General features: G+C 42.4%; 14 protein-coding genes. 1 reads left to right on the forward strand and 13 read right to left on the reverse strand.

What is annotated here, in order from left to right:
* Nucleotides 1–2: 2 nt before the first annotated feature.
* The 13 genes from B5G00_RS03980 to B5G00_RS04040 all read right to left on the reverse strand — a co-directional run bounded on the left by B5G00_RS03980 (nucleotide 3) and on the right by B5G00_RS04040 (nucleotide 15,525).
* Nucleotides 3–1,457 (reverse strand): flippase, encoded by a 1,455-nt coding sequence (locus B5G00_RS03980; protein ID WP_087268851.1) that lies wholly within the window; start codon nucleotides 1,455–1,457, stop codon nucleotides 3–5.
* A gap of 3 nt (nucleotides 1,458–1,460) precedes the next feature.
* Complete coding sequence (locus B5G00_RS03985; RefSeq protein ID WP_087268853.1) at nucleotides 1,461–2,468, reverse strand: glycosyltransferase family 2 protein; 1,008 nt, start codon at nucleotides 2,466–2,468, stop codon at nucleotides 1,461–1,463.
* A 3-nt stretch (nucleotides 2,469–2,471) separates the two neighbouring features.
* Complete coding sequence (locus tag B5G00_RS03990; protein WP_087268856.1) at nucleotides 2,472–3,485, reverse strand: glycosyltransferase family 2 protein; 1,014 nt, start codon at nucleotides 3,483–3,485, stop codon at nucleotides 2,472–2,474.
* A 10-nt stretch (nucleotides 3,486–3,495) separates the two neighbouring features.
* Complete coding sequence (locus B5G00_RS03995; RefSeq protein WP_087268859.1) at nucleotides 3,496–4,602, reverse strand: glycosyltransferase; 1,107 nt, start codon at nucleotides 4,600–4,602, stop codon at nucleotides 3,496–3,498.
* 21 nt (nucleotides 4,603–4,623) lie between these two features.
* The gene (locus B5G00_RS04000) at nucleotides 4,624–6,057 is read right to left on the reverse strand and encodes an O-antigen ligase family protein (RefSeq protein WP_087268862.1); all 1,434 of its coding nucleotides are present in this window, start codon (nucleotides 6,055–6,057) and stop codon (nucleotides 4,624–4,626) included.
* Between the two features lie 14 nt (nucleotides 6,058–6,071).
* Nucleotides 6,072–7,169 (reverse strand): UDP-galactopyranose mutase, encoded by a 1,098-nt coding sequence (gene glf / locus B5G00_RS04005; RefSeq protein ID WP_087269148.1) that lies wholly within the window; start codon nucleotides 7,167–7,169, stop codon nucleotides 6,072–6,074.
* A gap of 73 nt (nucleotides 7,170–7,242) precedes the next feature.
* On the reverse strand, nucleotides 7,243–8,313 hold the full coding sequence (locus B5G00_RS04010; RefSeq protein ID WP_087268865.1) for a glycosyltransferase family 2 protein: 1,071 nt from the start codon (nucleotides 8,311–8,313) through the stop codon (nucleotides 7,243–7,245).
* 1 nt (nucleotide 8,314) lies between these two features.
* Nucleotides 8,315–9,532 (reverse strand): glycosyltransferase family 4 protein, encoded by a 1,218-nt coding sequence (locus B5G00_RS04015; RefSeq protein ID WP_087268868.1) that lies wholly within the window; start codon nucleotides 9,530–9,532, stop codon nucleotides 8,315–8,317.
* A 13-nt stretch (nucleotides 9,533–9,545) separates the two neighbouring features.
* Nucleotides 9,546–10,244: a sugar transferase gene (locus B5G00_RS04020; protein WP_087268871.1), complete on the reverse strand. Its 699-nt coding sequence runs from the start codon at nucleotides 10,242–10,244 to the stop codon at nucleotides 9,546–9,548.
* A gap of 3 nt (nucleotides 10,245–10,247) precedes the next feature.
* Complete coding sequence (locus B5G00_RS04025; RefSeq protein WP_087268874.1) at nucleotides 10,248–11,450, reverse strand: DegT/DnrJ/EryC1/StrS family aminotransferase; 1,203 nt, start codon at nucleotides 11,448–11,450, stop codon at nucleotides 10,248–10,250.
* Between the two features lie 69 nt (nucleotides 11,451–11,519).
* Nucleotides 11,520–12,848 carry an alginate O-acetyltransferase AlgX-related protein gene (locus tag B5G00_RS04030; protein ID WP_087268877.1) on the reverse strand — a complete coding sequence of 443 codons (1,329 nt, stop codon included), beginning with the start codon at nucleotides 12,846–12,848 and terminating at the stop codon, nucleotides 11,520–11,522.
* An 11-nt stretch (nucleotides 12,849–12,859) separates the two neighbouring features.
* The gene (locus B5G00_RS04035; RefSeq protein WP_162613479.1) at nucleotides 12,860–14,269 is read right to left on the reverse strand and encodes an MBOAT family O-acyltransferase; all 1,410 of its coding nucleotides are present in this window, start codon (nucleotides 14,267–14,269) and stop codon (nucleotides 12,860–12,862) included.
* Nucleotides 14,270–14,433: 164 nt separating this feature from the next.
* The gene (locus tag B5G00_RS04040; protein WP_087268884.1) at nucleotides 14,434–15,525 is read right to left on the reverse strand and encodes a DUF362 domain-containing protein; all 1,092 of its coding nucleotides are present in this window, start codon (nucleotides 15,523–15,525) and stop codon (nucleotides 14,434–14,436) included.
* Between the two features lie 175 nt (nucleotides 15,526–15,700).
* Between B5G00_RS04040 and B5G00_RS04045 the strand changes: the two genes are divergently transcribed.
* On the forward strand, nucleotides 15,701–17,047 hold the full coding sequence (locus tag B5G00_RS04045; RefSeq protein ID WP_087268887.1) for a uracil-xanthine permease family protein: 1,347 nt from the start codon (nucleotides 15,701–15,703) through the stop codon (nucleotides 17,045–17,047).
* Nucleotides 17,048–17,162: the final 115 nt, after the last annotated feature.

A 17,162-nucleotide genomic window follows, 5' to 3' on the forward strand; every position in this document is an offset into this window, starting at 1 on the left:
TGTTATTTTTTCCTTCGAAGGATATTCAACCCCATATTTAATATTTCTATTGCCAGCGGCTCCCTCATGAGCAGAAGCAGTCCCCCATAGATTCCAAAGAAAATAACAACTGCTATTATCATAGTTACAAGTGCTGGGAAACTGGTCATATGCTGGAATACCAGTGCTGCACATGCTGCACATGCTAGAGCTACGGTTATCTTTCCAAAATTTATATCTTTTATCAAACCACGCAAAATATCTTTCAAGTAAACAAACTGTACAACAACCACAATCAATTCTGCCATTACAGTTGCAAAAGCTGCTCCAGAAGATGCATACCTTGGAATCAGGAAAAGATTCAAAACAAAATCTACGATTGCTCCTGCAATGATAGATTTAAGCACTTTATCTTCCTGCCCCATTGGCGTCAATATCTGCATTCCTGTAGTATTAGACAATCCGATCAGCAGCAATGTAGTCATTAACAGCTGCATGGGTACTACTGCGGGAAGGAAGTCTTTTCCTGACAGAATCAAAATAGACTCCTTGGCAAAAATCATAAAGTAGACCATCAGTCCGCTTGCAGCCACCAGAACAAACCGAAAAGCTTTTGTCACTGTATGACGGAAAGCCTCTTTTTCTCCCTTTTCTATATAGAAGGACATTCTTGGCAGCAATACGGTACCCAAGGATGTAACCAAATTTACCAGTACTGTTTTAATCTTTATTGCAGCATTATAAATCCCCGTATCCCAGTCTGTTTTCATCAGCCAGAGCATTACCATATCCAGGTTTAAATAAATACTGGTAGCCGCAGACATAAAGAAAAAAGTAAATAGCGGTTTAAAGTGTCTTTTAAAATCATACATTCCTGTCTTCTTCAAAGACACATATTTTCTCATATTAATAAAGTTTAGAATACCTGAACCGTAACTGGAAAGGGCACTGATCACACCATATTTCAAATAATCATCGGGGGAATGTATCATTGCAAACATCAGTACCATTCCTAAAAACTTAAACGTCAGAGAGCAGATAGTTATATAACTGTATTGTTCCAGGGCGTTATATAACCACTGTATTCCCATAGTATTCAATAAAATAGAAATGCTGACAACAATCAGCAATTCTTTTTGAGCATTAAATTTAGGTACTACGGCCAAACTGATAAAGAACACTAAATATATGATAGCTGTAGTGACCGCATTGATAATTACAAGTTCCTGTACTGTCTGCGACAGCTTTTCTTTATCATCGCGAACTTTTGCACAGGCGCGGATTCCATAAGTAGGTACTCCAAGAGAAGCAAACATGGTAAAATAGGATATCGTTGATATCGCCGCTGCTACGTTTCCGCTTCCACTTACCCCTAATACTCGCGATATATATGGAAATGTGATAATCGGAAAGATCACAGAAGAAATCGTCAGCAGCGCATTCATAACAAAGTTAAATTTAATTGAATGTGTCTTCATCTTCTACTCCTCTCCTATATGGTTTCTTTTCCTGCACATTTTTACGATCCATTTATATCCCCGGAATCCGGTTTTCCGGAACAGCCGCAGAGAACCGCTCTCCTCTCCGGAGCGGCGATATATTTCCGGGCTTAGCTCTTTTAATTTTCTGTCAAAGTCTATAAATTTCTTTTTAATAGATATATCTGTCTCAGGGAAACTTACAAAGATCGTAATCTGATCTCCTACCATCTGGGCGATACGTTTTCCAATATACTCTACTTTTTCCGGAGTTCCGGTCTTGGCGTATTGGTTAAAAAACTCTGTAAGATGGAAAATAACCGTTATGTGATTATCTATATGTTTCTGATATCCCTGGATACTGACACTCTGGGTGGTTACAGCCAGGCGGTACATGTATACATACAGATCCAAAAATTCTACTGTATTGACATAGGGAACCGGATATAAAATATATTCCACATCTACATAAAAACAGTGCTCGTCCAGTCGAATCTGGTTCTTTTTTAATATTTCTGTCTTAATGACCAGGGGATGCATGCCAATCTGTGTCACTGAAGCGGCTTCTTCAAATTTCCAGATTTTTTTCTTTCCCAGTTCTTTATATTCTCTTGGTGTTTTCTCCCCGGTCTTATCATTGACTTCATAATAGTTGGTCACTACATATTCTGCGGTGCATGTCTTTAAGGCTTTAACCAGTTTTATAAAATCTGCAGTATTTACCCAGTCATCTCCGTCTACTACTTTGAAATATCGGCCTTTTGCCTCCTGGATTCCTCTGTTAATGGTCGAGCCGTGTCCTCCGTTTTCCTTAGAAATAACCCGAAAAGTTCCCGGATATTTTCTTTCATATTCTTTTCCAATGGCCGCAGTGCCATCTTTGGAGCCGTCGTCTACGATCAGCACCTCTATTTCTTCCAGGATTTCCTCTGCCAGAAAAGAATCCAGTGTCTGTTTCAGATATTTTTCCACGTTATAGGAAGGTATCGTAACGGTAAGTATTTTTTCCATAATCTATCTCCTGTCCTTTTGCTTCAGTAAGTCTTTTTTCTTCCGTGCCCCGGAAAGCATATTCATTGCAGAATACATTCTTCTTTTCATAAGTGTTAGTAGGATTTTGTCTTTTGTCGATAAATTTCTAATATAAGGATTTTTCAGAAATCCCGGATAATTTTTCTTAACATAGTCCTCAAAGTTTTTCAGCCAGGGACTTTTGGGATTTTCCAGAATAATTTCTTTAGATGGAACAAAGTAGCCATGTTCAAAGAAAATGAACTCCAGTTCTTTGCAGAATTTTCTGTCAGCCTGGTGCTCCTGATAATAGCTTTTAATAAAGTCCAGGACATAAGTCCTGTCTTTATAGCTTCTTTCAAAATCATTACTTCTCATAATTGAGCCCTGCCGGATCATATAATAATAGAGAGGCTCCTCTCCCACATATCCAATGCTCTCCGCCTGATAAATCATTCGAGGCGTAGTCGCCAGATCTTCATAGTGGATTTTTTCCGGATAGCGGATTTGGGACTGTTCCCAGAAACTCTTTTTATACATCCGGCACCAGGCAGCGGGAGTTTTCAAAAGCAGTTCCGGAAGTTCTGAAAGTGTAAAGGCTTTGTCCTCCGGCAGCTGAAAATTATACCTGTCTCTTCTTCCTGTGTCTTCTTCCACAGATTCAAAGTCAAAGATTACCATATCTCCATGGATTTCTTCACACTTTTCCACTGCTTTCTCCACGAGAACCGGCGAAACTGTATCATCTCCGTCTACAAAAAAAAGGTATTCCCCTCTGGATTCCTGAGCCCCTTTATTTCTGGCGTCACTGAGGCCTCCGTTTTCCTTATGGAGCACTCGGATCCTGGAATCCTTTTGGGCGTAAAAATCGCATATTTTTCCACTGTTATCTGTTGCGCCGTCATCCACCAGTATGATCTCTATATTTTCATAGGTTTGGCTGATCAGGCTTTCTATACATTTCTCTATATAGCTTTCTATATTATACACCGGTACTACTATACTTGCCAGTTTCATTTCTCCGCTCCTATCTCATGATCAAATCCCGCTGTTGTTTTTTCAGTTCTTTTAGACTGTAGTTTTCTTTTCTTCCTATCCACTGTATCTGTGTCCTGTTTTCTTTTCTATGAGCCAGCACAAACTCTGCCCATTCTTCCGGAGACTTTTTCAGTGGTAAAAACCAGCAGTCACTGGTTATCTTTGCTTCATCCGTAATGTTTTCGCTCATCAGGCAGGGCAGTCCGGTGCACTGTGCTTCTATGCTTACCGTTGGAAGCCCCTCAAAACATGAAGGCAGAAGGAAAAAGTCTATTCCCTGAAACAGTCTGCTTACGTCTTTCCGGAACCCTAAGATTCTTACAGATTCTTCAAGGCCTTTTTCCTTTACCAGTTTCTTGACGCTCTCAAAGCGTACTCCATCACCTGCTAAAAGCAAAACAGCATCAGGATTTCTCTTCCGTATTTCTTCAAATATATGAATCAAAAAGTAGTGATTTTTTGCATAGGAAAAACTTCCCACATGTCCCACTACAAATTTATTTTCTAACTTAAGTTCTTTTCTTACCTCGTCTCTGATCTGAGAATCAAAGGTATATTCATCCAGATTCACAGCATTAAAAATTGTCTGAAAGCGCTGGGACTCTACAATCTTCTTAGGAAAAAGCCAAAGTCCCGCTTTCTTGGAACAGCCGTAATATTCTGTAACCGCCCTGTAGAAAAAAAGGCGGCAGATATAATGTATCAAATTAAAAACGATTCGTTTCACTGTATTTTCACAGTCATTTCCGCTGGAATGGCTGTGAACCAGTATCCTTCTTACTTTTTTCTTTTTTGCTGCCCAGGCAGCCACACAGTCAATGGCAGTTGATACATTTAGATACACCATATCGTACTGCCCTTCCTCTATGATCCGGCAGACCTGCCGGAATTGTTTTACAGGATGCTTTAAATTTGCAATAGCAAAGAGCCGGGAATGATACTCGCCAAGAAACTTTTCCAAATCTTTGTCAATTTCATTTGTGAGAAAATCTATGGTCACATCTTCAGAGGCTGTATTTTCAAGAAAGTTCAAGAGGTAGTTGTCCACACCTCCTCCGTGTCCATCCATGATAAATCCTGCAAGTATCTTTTTCATCCCTGCTCCCTGCCTTTCTTCTTATGCTTTCGTTTCTCTGCTTTTATAGCTGTAATGCATCAGATATCCCAGGAAAGTCCATAAAATAAATGTTCCCGGTGAGTTTGTATGTAGTCCTTCCAGCAAAAACAGCATCGCTGTGGCGATCACTATACAGCATGCAGAAAGCACTCCAATATAATCTCTGTCCTCTTCGGCAATGCTCCGGAAAGTTTTTAGCCAGCGCCAGATTACAGCTGCCATAAATGCCAGAAATACAGCGGCTCCTAATACACCGTGGTACACCAGGATATCCAGATATTCATTATGAAGGCTTACATAGTCTCCCTGAGGGTTATTGACTGCATAAGTCTCTGGCAGTTCCTGATTAGCATATGGCAGAAAAGAATTGTATCCTGTTCCGAAAATCGGTTTTGTCTTCCAGACTTCTATTCCGCTGGCCCATAATGCAAGTCTTCCATTGGTCACATCTTTTTCTAGTTCCGCCTGTCTTCCCACTTTCTGCTCTTCCATAGAAGTCTTGGACTTTTGCTTGTTAGAGCTGGAGTTGGAATTGGCATTTGTATTTGTATTTGCTTTGTTCTGAGCGTCTTGTTTCTGGATCTCCTGCTGTATCCTGTCATTATATTGAGATTTTATGACAGAAGTTCCGCCTACAAAAACTCCCGCAAAGACACACGCGATCAAAATATATGCTATGGTTTTCTTTCCCGCTTTTTTCTGCACGCCTGTATAAATAAGCCAGAATCCTGCTGCCAGGACCATACCTACTTCTGCTGTTCTGGAATCACAGAATACTATATATAAATAGTCTGCTGCAATAATCAGAATATATGGGATCTTCAGCCATTTTTTTCTGTTCTTTACAAAGTACACACACATCAGAACGGCTACTACAGTAAATACTCCTCCATAATTGGGATCTGTATAAACGCCCCACAATCGTCCCCAATGAAATCCCGCCTGCATCAGTTCATCATTAGAGGACCACCAGCTTCCGTGATAAAGGTTTGCCATCAGCCAGATTCCCGCCACGGATGCTATGGCGCTGTAAATGATCAATATATGGGACAGTACTGTAAATTCCTTTTTATAAGATTCCTTCTCACGTTTTGTATCGCAGACATACAGCAGAAAAAACAGCATCCCCGTCCATATCAGCCATTTAAAGTCTGCAAAAAAAGCACCGTATTCTCTGTTCATGATCATTGAAAGCAGAAAAGCCACGCAAAATAGTCCAAGAATGATCCAATATGGCGTCTTCCAATAGTCCTTAAAAAATGCCAGTCTTCCCAGGAGGGTAAGCCCTCCCAGCACCAGACATGCATCTACCAGAAAAGGCTGTACTGGGGAGTCATATAGAAATGCATTAAAGGTAGCCACGCCTAAAAGAAGGTATGCAATTTTAAATGCCCATTCCAGGACCTTTACATATTCCTTTTTTATTATTTTCATGGATCAGCATCTCCTTATAATTCCTTTTCTACCAGCTTAAAGGCGGATTCAATTACTTTATCCATGTCATAATATTTATACTCTGCCAGCCTTCCGCCGAAGAGGACATTCTCCTCTTTATCTGCCAGTTCCTTATACTGCTGGTACAGGTTCTGATTTCTTTCGTCATTGATTGGATAGTAAGGCTCCATACCCTCCTGCCAGTCTGCCGGATATTCTCTGGTGATGACCGTTTTCGGCTGAGTTCCAAATTCAAAATGTTTGTGCTCAATGATTCTTGTATAAGGAGTTTCTCTGTCTGTGTAGTTTACTACTGCTACACCCTGATAATTTTCCTCATCCAGCACTTCTGTCTCGAATTTCAGGCTTCTGTATTCCAGTTTGCCAAAACAGTAATCGTAGAAAGAATCAATGGTTCCTGTATAAAGGATTTTTTCTCCCAGTTCCTTATATTTTTCCCTGTTTTCGTTGAAATCCACGCCAGTCTCTATATCGCAGCCTTCAAAAAGTTTCTCGATAAGCACATTATAGCCTCCGATAGGGATTCCCTGATACAGGTCGTTAAAGTAATTGTTGTCATAGGTGAATCTCACAGGCAGTCTTTTGATAATGAATGCCGGCAGATCTTTACAGTCTCTTCCCCACTGTTTTTCTGTATAGCCTTTCACCAGTTTTTTGTAAATATCTTCTCCTACCAGACTGATGGCCTGCTCTTCCAGGTTTTTAGGTTCCCCCTGTATGCTGGCTTTCTGTTTCTCTATAATAGCCTTTGCTTCTGCCGGAGTGCTGATATTCCACATTTTGCTGAAAGTATTCATATTAAAAGGCATATTGTACATTTCTCCATGGAAATTTGCCACTGGAGAGTTGGTATAACGGTTAAATTCCACCAGAGAGTTCACAAACTGCCATACTTTACGGTTGCTGGTGTGAAAAATATGAGCTCCATATTTATGCACATGAATGCCTTCCATATCTTCGCAGTACAGGTTTCCGCCTACAGTATCTCTTTTTTCGATTACCAGACATTTTTTTCCTGCCTTTACCGCATGATAGGCAAAGACCCCTGAAAACAGACCGCTTCCCACTAATACATAATCATATTTTTTCATCTCGTTTACCTGCTCTTTCTTGCTTGATTTTTCTATTGTCCTGCCGGTTTTTTCTGCCGGCATAAGAATCTTATCATCTCTGAGACTTTACTTTTGAATACAACATCGGAAGGCTTCCTCTTACCAGATGGACTGCCCTTCCAAAGGCAAGACACAAAAATACAGATTTTGCCTTCATACAGGTGAGTGCCAGTTTTAAGGCTCTGCTGTCTCTGGCCTCCGCTGCCGGTATCAGCCTTTTAAAAAGAGGATCTGCAAAGATCTCCCGGCAAAACTTTTTCCTGTCTCCATGATTCATTTCTGCCCGTTTATCACAGTTCCTCTCCAAAGCGGAAAGGATATATCTCCCATACAGACTGCCCAGCACAGAGCAGCTTTCCCGGTTATCCAGTCCCCAGTATTTCTGCTGCTCATAGAGCATGGCGATTCTTCTCCTGTGAAGGGGATAATAATCAGACACAAATTTCGTAGTCAGACTTCCCTCCATCCTTTTTGCATAGTGATAGGGGGTAATGTCCAACAGATTCATAGTGTCAATATCCATACAGTATTGAATATTAAATACAATATCCTCGATCAGCCGAACAGTTTCATAGCTCAGCTTTTTTTCACGGATATAGTCTAAATCGTAAATTTTATTCCAGGCATATCCATAAAGGGTCTCCTGCTCCAGAGGAAGGATTTCTTTCCGGACTTCCCCCTGATTTCTGCAGAGCCGTCTCCTGGGCTTTACCGGATGGGCATAGGAAAAGCTGCCATCTTTCTCATAATACTCTTCCACATGTCCAAACACTGTCAAACGGGCCGGATTTTCCTCCAGAGCCCCCTGGACCTCCTGAAGAAGGCTTTCTTCTACAGAATCATCCGGATCCATAAACCAGATGTATTTTCCTTTTGCCTGACGGATTCCGGTATTTCTGGCTTCACTGAGACCTTTGTTCTTCTCATGATGAACTACTCGTATCCGGGAATCCTTCCCTGCCAGACGGTCTGCCAGCTCCCCTGTCCGGTCTGGAGATCCATCTTCCACAATGATCAGCTCCCAGTCTCCAAAAGTCTGGCTCCGGATGCTGTCCACTGCTTTTTTCAGATATTTTTCCACTCCATAGGCCGGCATAACAACTGTAAAAAATGGTCTGTCCATATCAAGTCAGCTCCTCGATCAACTCAATTATCTTCTTATAGGATTCCGGTCTGTCAAACTGTTCTTCTGCAATCTTTCTGGCCTTCTCTCCCATAATCCTGCAGCCGTCTCTGTCTTCATAGAGTTCTGCAATGGCATCTGCCAGGATTTTCACATCCTCCGGCAGAATATTGATGCCGAACCCGTCATTTTCCACCTTTTGGCGGAATTCCGGACTCATACAGGTATTGATCATTGGCTTTCCTGCTGCCAGATAGTCGCCGATTTTTGTTACAATACTCTGAGGCGCCTTTTTTACAAAGGAGTTCACCAGAATGTCGGACTTGGCAAGATAGGCTGCCATTTTAGGATACGGAGCGTATCCCACAAACTCTACATTGACACAGCCCTGTTCTTTTGCCAGATTTTCCAGTTCATCTTTCAAGGGGCCCCCTCCCAGAATCTTGAATTTGATCTGAGACATTCCCCGGTCCAGAAGCTCCTTGCCTGCCAGCACCATAGTGCGGATATCATAGCTGGTACCGATGGTTCCTGCATAGGAGACCCAGAACTCTCCTTCTGGTTTCTGGATTTCCGGTCCGTATTTTTCCACGCCTCTGTCAAACTCTGCAATTTCATTTCCCACATAAACAGTTTTTCTGGGAACATCCAGCTTCTGATTTTTTAAAGGTCTGTCCCTGTATTCGTCGGAAGTTCCAATAATGCCGGACACCAGAGAATATACCTTTTCTGCATCTCTCTGGAGAGGATAAAACAGGATATCGCTGACCACAGGAATATCCAGGACCATCCTCATGGCTTCCGGCCACAGATCGTTTACATCAGGTACAAAGGGTATTCCCTTCTTTTTTGCATATTCTGCCGCTGCCAGGGCAACATCATTAGGCGGTATCTCACAATAGATCAGGTCATAGTCTCCTTCTTTTTCCAGAAGTTTTGTAAGATTTTTTGCCGCAATGCTGTGACTGCGTATTCTCCTTAAATCTATGTTTTTCCTATATCCCGGTTCATAGATAAATTTCAGCTGAAATTTGTAGTCTTCTTTCTTAATGGCATCTATATCCCGCTGAGCTTTCTCCCAGTGCTGAAATGTGGTGGTGATCAGATCTACCTGATATCCTGCATCTGAAAGAAAATCTCCGATATAGCGGAAACGGCTGTATCCTTTCTCACCGTTTAGCTTTACTCCCATGGAAATTACTGCTATTTTTTTCTTCATAACTGTCTCCTGTCTATCTTATTACTGCCAGGGCTGTGTCTATCATGATCTTCAGATCTCCCAGCACACTGAAAGAACGGATATACTCCAGATTATACTTCATTTTTTCCGGCAGAATATAATGAATATAGATTTCTTCTGTTTCTTTCCCCGTTTCTTTTTTATAACGGTCAATTTCTGCCTCTTCATCTTTATAGGCAATGCTGGTCCTGGAAGTAATCCCTGCTGGAAGGAGAAGAGTGGCCATCATTTCCGGCGTATAGCTGTCCACATATTTCTGGACCTCAGGCCTGGTTCCCACAAAACTCATTTCCCCTTTCAGCACATTGAAAAGCTGAGGAATCTCATCCAGACGGCAGCTCCGCAGTTTTCTTCCCATTCTGGTGATCCGGGAGTCTCCCCCTCTGGTGACCAAAGGACCTTTTTTATCTGCGTCAGCCACCATTGTACGGAACTTAAAGATCCGATAGGGCCTGCCATACTGGGTAATCCTCTCCTGGCGATAAAAAACCGGCCCCTTGCTGTCCAGCTTGATACATATTGCAAGTATAAGCATTACGGGCGACAAAAGAACCGTTAAGATAAGTGCCATAACCACGTCCAGAAAACGCTTGGCAGCAAGTGCCGGGCGTTTCCTGGAAAGTTCTCTATAATATTTTTTTACCTCTTCCTTCTTCATTGATTCAGGAAGGCTGTTCCAATCCTTCAACATGGCTTACAGCTCCTCGACAATTTTTCTGTAGTTTTCTATGATATACTCTACCTGTTCGTCGGTCAGGCAAGTATGAAGGGGCAGAGTAATCTCATTTTCAAACATATGGTAGGCATTTGGATAGTCTTTTATATCAAAGCCCAGATTTTTATAAGCAGTCATCATTGGCAGCGGTTTATAGTGTACATTGGTGGCAATGCCTGCATCAGCCATTTTTTCAATGACCATATTACACTGCTCTCTGCTCTTTCCAGGCAGTCTGGTCAAGTACAGATGTCCGCTGGAAGTATGTTTTTCTCCATAGTGCTCAAGTACCTGGATATCCAGATCTTTAAATCCTGCATTGTACCTTCCTATGATCTCCCTGCGTCTCTTCAGCAGAGCCGGATATCTCCGAAACTGAGCCAGCCCCAGAGAAGCCATGATATCCGTCATATTGTATTTATAATAGGGGGCTACAATGTCGTACTCCCAGCTTCCCGGCTTTGTCTTTGCCAGGGCGTCTTTGGTCTGTCCGTGAAGAGAGTAGTCCATAAATCTTTTATAAAGATCATCACTGGAGATTCCCGGAATTTTCTTCCATACTGCAGCTCCTCCCTCAGCCGTTGTGAGATTCTTTACTGCATGGAAGGAAAAACTGGTAAAATCTGCAATCTCTCCGCACATTTTTCCATCATAGCTGGCCCCAAAGGCATGGGCCCCGTCTGCCAAGACAGCCATTCTGCCCAAAGCCTCCTGTATTTCTCCGGAAGGCGTAAAAAGACTCTTCTTTTCCTCTGCGATCCTGTAGATTTCTTCATAATAAGGATATACGATTCCGCCAAGATCTACGCAGATTACCCCTTTAGTCCTTTCTGTAACTGCTTCCCGGACTTTCTCCGGGTCCATATCATAGGAACCTGGGATCGTGTCTACCAGAACCGGCGTTGCGCCTACATGGCAGATCACGCTGCAGCTTGCAGTATAGGTATATGCAGTTGTGATCACCTCATCTCCCGGACCGATTCCCAGAATCCGTAGGCACAGTTCCAGAGAGGCTGTAGCGGAATTCAGACATACGGCTCTTTCTGTATGGCAGAATCCGGCTATCTCTTCTTCAAACTTTTTTGTTTTTGGTCCTGTAGTGATCCAGCCGCTTCTTAATGTATCTATAACCTCATTTATTTCTTCTTCCGTGATATCCGGTGGTGAAAATGGTATCTTCATGATTCAATATCTCCTGAAATTTTTCGCATACTTAAATACATTATACCTTGTTTTCCTGTAAAAGCAAGGTTATTGAAAAAATATCTGGGCCAGGTCTTCCTGGAAATATCTGACGTCAAGGGTACATTCTGCAGTATTGCCTTCCTGATCTATGGAAAAGTCAAACTGACGGTCTCCTATGATCAGGTATCCTCTCTCTGCTGCCTCGTCCAGATTCAGGGAAACTGTCACCAGACTGCCTTCTTCTGTCACTGTATAGTCTGCATCCTGAAGAGAGATAAACTCATCTTCAAAAAGTTTTGGATTCAGTTCCTTATTCTCCAGAGTTTCATAAGAAAAGTAAGCTCCATTGGTCGCATACTCTGCTGTCTCCAGAATTACACAATCCGGCTGGAAAATATTAAAATAATAGTCAAAGTCTAAAAAGTTCTCATAGTTATGCACTGCGTCATATTCCTGGAAAGCAGACTGCATGTACTGGGTTCTCTCGTTATAATAGCTGCCCTGGAAAACAAGGACTCTGGGAAGTTCCTCTGCCCCTTCTTTGTGATTGGCAAGACAGAACAATGCATTATAATTCTGGTCCAGTTTCATACTTCTGTAATTTTCTGTAAGGTCCTGGATATTTCCCTGATTTTTATCCCAGAAGGCCGGCACGTCTTCATCAATGGCAAAATGAGAAACTGAAAGACTGTCTTCATGGACTGTTCCTATTTCAAATTCTGACAGATCTCTGGGCTGTACATTTGGAAAATATTCAGAAACCTTTTCCAGAATATGGTTGGTGCCATAAAAGGCGCCTAAATCATTCCAATGACCTGCATCGTATTTGACATTATATACCTGTTCTGTTTCACTTTTTTCCTTAAGCAGGTATTCATTTGTAATATAGTTTACCCCATACTCTTCCAGCTTTTCATAAATCATCTGGTTCAGCTTGTCCTGATAAATATATCCATCGGGAAGATATTGCTGATATATGGTGATCTTGGAAGGGTTCAGACAATAGATGAAAGGAACACCCCGCTCTTCGCAATAGTCCTGAACCTGTCTCAGAAATGCGCAGAAAAGGTCTACAAATACAGGGTCTGGATTTTCGTAAGACATCTGAAAAAATACATATCCGTCTTTTCCATAAGTGTAAGTAGGGTGGACCATCATGCCAAACACCTTATCATTCAGTTCTGTATATGCGTCAATAGCCTCTGTCCGGAATCCAATCCGATCATTGATATAGGACTCCACCATTTCAGTTACATCTCCACCAGCAGGGTCCCACTCTGTAAGCATTCGGTTATCAATGGGTGATGCATAATTCTTCTCAAAATTGAAAAATATAAGAGGCAGCACCAGATCCACGCATAAAATCCCCAAAAACAATATTTTTATTTTTTTCATTCACCGGCCTCCTAAAACTGAAAGTATAAAAAGGGTTGATAGCCCTCAGAGACGGAAGTAACAAAGCAAAGGAGCAGGCATCCCAGAAGGAATACATATTTAATCCCATTAAACACCTGGGATTCTTCATTCCACTTTATCAGCTGTACCTGGACCTTTTTCCTGCTGAAAATCAGAGTCCCCAGTATTACAACTGCCCATAAAGTCACTAATCTAGGTGTCAGGTAAAACGGCCCTGTAAAGGAAATGGGCGTTCCCATACCGAACAGGTATCCTAAAAACTCTGTGAACTCATCAAATTTTGTCACATTAAAGGTTATCCAGCCAATATTCACAATAAAGAAGGTTGCAGCCCATCGGAGGAACACCGGTATTTTTTCATACCAGCTTTTTTTCATAATGTATCGTTCCACAACTACACAGACACCGTGCATGGCTCCCCAAAAAAGATAGACCCAGGCTGCACCGTGCCAGATTCCAGTTGCCAGAAATACCACAAACAGATTCAGGTATACATTTCCTTTTCTGCTGCCGCCCAAAGGGAAATAAAGGTACTCCCGGAACCATGCCCCCAGAGACATATGCCATCTCCTCCAGAATTCGGTTATTGAAGTGCTGAGATAGGGGAAATTAAAATTCTCCTTAAATTCAAATCCCATCATAGCAGCCATGCCGATGGCCATATCTGAGTATCCGGAGAAGTCCATATAAAGGCCGAAAGAATAGCTGATAAGGGCAATCCAGGCAGTTCCTGCATCCATCCCCATCCCCATACTATAAAAGATGCTGCTGGATGTCTGGCCTAAAATATCTGCGATCAATACTTTTTTGGAAAGGCCCATAATAAATCTTTCCAGTCCTCTGAGAAACTTGTCATAAGTTATAGTACGGTATTTCAGCTGTGCCTCCATATCCTTATATTTCACAATAGGTCCCTGAGAAAGTTTTGGAAAAAAGGAAATGTAAAGGGCGAAATCCAGAAAATTTCTGCAGGTCTGCGCCTTGCCCTGATATAAATCCATAAGATAAGAAATACACTGGAAGATAATGAAAGAAATTCCTAAAGGTGCTATGATCTCCCAGAGAAAGAAATCTCTGTGCAAAATATCATTATAGGTAGTGATGATCAGATTTAAATATTTATAATAGAATAAGACGCCCAGAATCAAAACCACGCCTATGATCAGCAAGGCTCTGGACCGTTTTCCCAGAAGTCCCAGAACATAATTCAAGACAATAAGGAAAATCAAAGCTTTTATGTATTGAGTTCCGCTCCAGGCAAAGAACAGCAGAGAAAAGAGGAGAAGTATCACATTCTGGATCCGTATACGGAAACGCCCCCCTGCCTTTTCCGCCACCAGTATACATAGAATACATGGAATAAAACAAAGAAAAATAAATGTCAGCGAGTTAAATATCAAATTTTTCTCCTTCCTTTTTACAAACATCAAGCCATCTGCAGGACTGCAGGTGGCTTGACAGCATACTTTTATATAATTATATCCTATTTTCTGCAAAAAACAACCATTTCCGACAAAATCTGTCATTTTTTAGTAACACTTTGGTCATACAAACCAATTCTTTTCTATTGGATATACTCTTTCAGGAACTGATAGATTTCCTCTTCTGTAGGCGGACAGCCTTTCAGGAAGTGTCGGAACTTTCTGGTACACTGTCCAATGCCCAGCTCTCCAGTCTTTCCCCGGAAGCCCTGGCCGATGCAGATTTTCTCATTCAGATTTTTCAGCAGCCCCTCTTCCTTCAGACGCTGAAGAGCCGGTATCAGATATCCGTAACAGGCGCTGCAGGATTCTACCTCTTCTACAGTATCCTGAAGTTCCACGATTTTTCTGTCCTTGGGAACCACAGCCTTTTCCTTCGGAAGATTTAATTCCCGAAACTCAGCCAGTTCCCAGTCCTCCAGTCCTGCACCCAGATCTGCTGCCATCTGGATATAGGGAATCTCTTCCAGATCATATCCCATAAGATGAGCCACGTAAGCGTCACACAATACCGGATCTGCAGCGGCCATAATCCGGTTCATCACTACCGGATTTCCTCCATCTTCAAAATCCCAGTCTCCGCAGATATTGTCCACTACAATAAAGTCCTGATGTATTCCCACAGCCAGATGGGCAATAGGTTTGTGCAGTCCCATAGAATGGAAACGGCGTTTCTCGGAGTTTGGGATCAATCCTTTCATATTTTTCAGCGCACAGGTAATCTTTGTCTGGCAGTGTCCCTTCATTACCGGCACATTGATCAAAAAATCCAGCTTTTTTGCTTCATCGCAGATTTTCAGTTCCATCCCTTCACAGTCATAGGTTTCATAGCTGTCTTTCTGCATATCCAGGAAGTCTACACCGTATTTCTCTGAGAGGTCATAATATCCGCATAGTCTGGCTGTGTCCTCTGTCTTGTCTCCCACCCAGGAGCCTTCTAACATAACAAGATCATGGAAGCCACGTTCCTGAAGATATTCAATGATCCCCTCTACGATTTCCGGATGAGTGGTAGCCCCCCGGGAAGGGTCTGAAGGAGACACCAGATTGGGCTTTATGCCGATACGGCATTCTTTATCTGGTATCCTGGAGGCCAGACAAGCCTCTTCCAGAAGTTTCTTTGTCATATCTTTATAATCTTTCCCGTATATTGCCAGAATCTCTGTATTTTCCATTTCTTTAACCGCCTTTCAGCTTTATTTTCTTTCCTATATCATAACGAAAACGGCGTCAGGTGTAAAGAAAAAACAGCAAACCCTCTTTTTGACAGGTTCCTCTTTACACGCCGGTTCTAATTGTGTAAAGTAGTATAAGTATTAAAAATTACATATTACCCAGGAGGATTCACTTATGTCAACCAAAGCTTCTATCTTTGAGCTGGACGGCGTTCCTGGCTTTTCCCAGGCCCTTCCTCTGGCTCTTCAGCACGTAGTTGCCATGATTGTAGGGTGTGTAACTCCCGCCATCATCGTTTCCGGTGTGGCCGGTCTTAATGACCAGGACCGGGTCATCCTTATTCAGGCTGCCCTGTTTGTCTCTGCCATTAGTACCCTGCTTCAGCTTTTTCCTATTATTAAGGGAAAAAATTTTCAGTTAGGGGCAAAACTTCCTGTGATCATGGGAATCAGTTTTGCCTATGTTCCCAGTATGCAGGCCATTGCCGGAGAATTTGACGTAGGCACAATTCTGGGGGCTCAGATAGTCGGCGGTGTCATAGCCATTATCGTAGGCATTACCGTAAAGAAAATCCGTGTCCTCTTTCCGCCTATCATCACCGGTACTGTAGTTTTCACCATCGGCCTTTCTCTGTATCCCACAGCTGTAAATTATATGGCCGGCGGAACTTCCAGCGAAAACTATGGTTCCTGGCAGAACTGGCTGGTTGCCTTCTTTACTCTGGCAGTAGTAACAGGGCTGAACCATTTTGCCAAAGGCTTTTTAAAGCTGGCCTCTATCCTTATCGGTATTATCGCAGGCTATGCTCTGGCGGCATGTTTCGGAATGATCGATTTCTCCGGAATTTCTTCTTCAGGATTTTTTCAGCTGCCTCAGCCATTCCATTTCGGCGTCAGCTTTGAGCCTTCAGCCTGTATCGCCATAGGCGTTTTGTTCGCTATTAATTCCATACAGGCTATTGGAGACTTATCTGCTACTACAGTAGGCAGTATGGATCGCGAGCCCACTACTAAAGAGCTCCAGGGGGGCATCGTCATGTATGGTATTGAAAATATTATCGGCGCTGTATTCGGCGGCCTTCCCACAGCTACCTACAGTCAGAACGTAGGTATCGTTACTACCACCAAAGTTATTAACCGCTGTGTTCTGGGACTTGCCGCTCTTGTCCTGATCATTGCCGGACTGGTACCGAAATTTTCTGCACTCCTTACCACCATTCCTCAGTGCGTTCTTGGAGGCGCCACGATTTCCGTATTTGCTTCTATCGCTATGACAGGGATCAAGCTGATCATGCAGCAGGAAATGAATTATCGAAATACTTCTATTGTAGGTCTGTCCGTAGCTCTTGGAATGGGCGTTACACAGGCTTCCGGATCCCTCAGTGCTTTTCCTGGATGGGTGACTACTATTTTCGGTTCATCACCGGTTGTTCTGGCTACTATTGTGGCTATTCTTTTAAATGTCATTCTTCCCAAGGGAGAAAAATCCCAGGCTTCCCATAAAGGCGCCCAGGATAAATAAATTCTCTTAAAGACTTTCCCTTTCCGGGAGAACATCCTGAACTTTCTCTTTGATGTTCTTCCTGGAAGGGGAATATTTTTTTCTTAAATACAGCAGATATTTATATATAAGGTAC

The sequence above is a fragment of the Blautia sp. An46 genome, assembly GCF_002161645.1.
In the GTDB taxonomy this organism is placed as follows: domain Bacteria; phylum Bacillota; class Clostridia; order Lachnospirales; family Lachnospiraceae; genus Blautia; species Blautia ornithocaccae.

Coding starts and splice junctions, on each gene's coding strand:
- B5G00_RS03980 (WP_087268851.1), bottom strand. CDS start 1,457: ATGAAGACACATTCAATTAAATTTAACTTTGTTATGAATGCGCTGCTG.
- B5G00_RS04000 (WP_087268862.1), bottom strand. CDS start 6,057: ATGAAAATAATAAAAAAGGAATATGTAAAGGTCCTGGAATGGGCATTT.
- B5G00_RS04025 (WP_087268874.1), bottom strand. CDS start 11,450: ATGAAGATACCATTTTCACCACCGGATATCACGGAAGAAGAAATAAAT.
- B5G00_RS04045 (WP_087268887.1), top strand. CDS start 15,701: ATGTCAACCAAAGCTTCTATCTTTGAGCTGGACGGCGTTCCTGGCTTT.
- B5G00_RS04040 (WP_087268884.1), bottom strand. CDS start 15,525: ATGGAAAATACAGAGATTCTGGCAATATACGGGAAAGATTATAAAGAT.
- B5G00_RS04015 (WP_087268868.1), bottom strand. CDS start 9,532: ATGAAGAAAAAAATAGCAGTAATTTCCATGGGAGTAAAGCTAAACGGT.
- B5G00_RS03995 (WP_087268859.1), bottom strand. CDS start 4,602: ATGAAAAAGATACTTGCAGGATTTATCATGGATGGACACGGAGGAGGT.
- B5G00_RS04030 (WP_087268877.1), bottom strand. CDS start 12,848: ATGAAAAAAATAAAAATATTGTTTTTGGGGATTTTATGCGTGGATCTG.
- B5G00_RS03985 (WP_087268853.1), bottom strand. CDS start 2,468: ATGGAAAAAATACTTACCGTTACGATACCTTCCTATAACGTGGAAAAA.
- glf (WP_087269148.1), bottom strand. CDS start 7,169: ATGAAAAAATATGATTATGTATTAGTGGGAAGCGGTCTGTTTTCAGGG.
- B5G00_RS04020 (WP_087268871.1), bottom strand. CDS start 10,244: ATGTTGAAGGATTGGAACAGCCTTCCTGAATCAATGAAGAAGGAAGAG.
- B5G00_RS03990 (WP_087268856.1), bottom strand. CDS start 3,485: ATGAAACTGGCAAGTATAGTAGTACCGGTGTATAATATAGAAAGCTAT.
- B5G00_RS04010 (WP_087268865.1), bottom strand. CDS start 8,313: ATGGACAGACCATTTTTTACAGTTGTTATGCCGGCCTATGGAGTGGAA.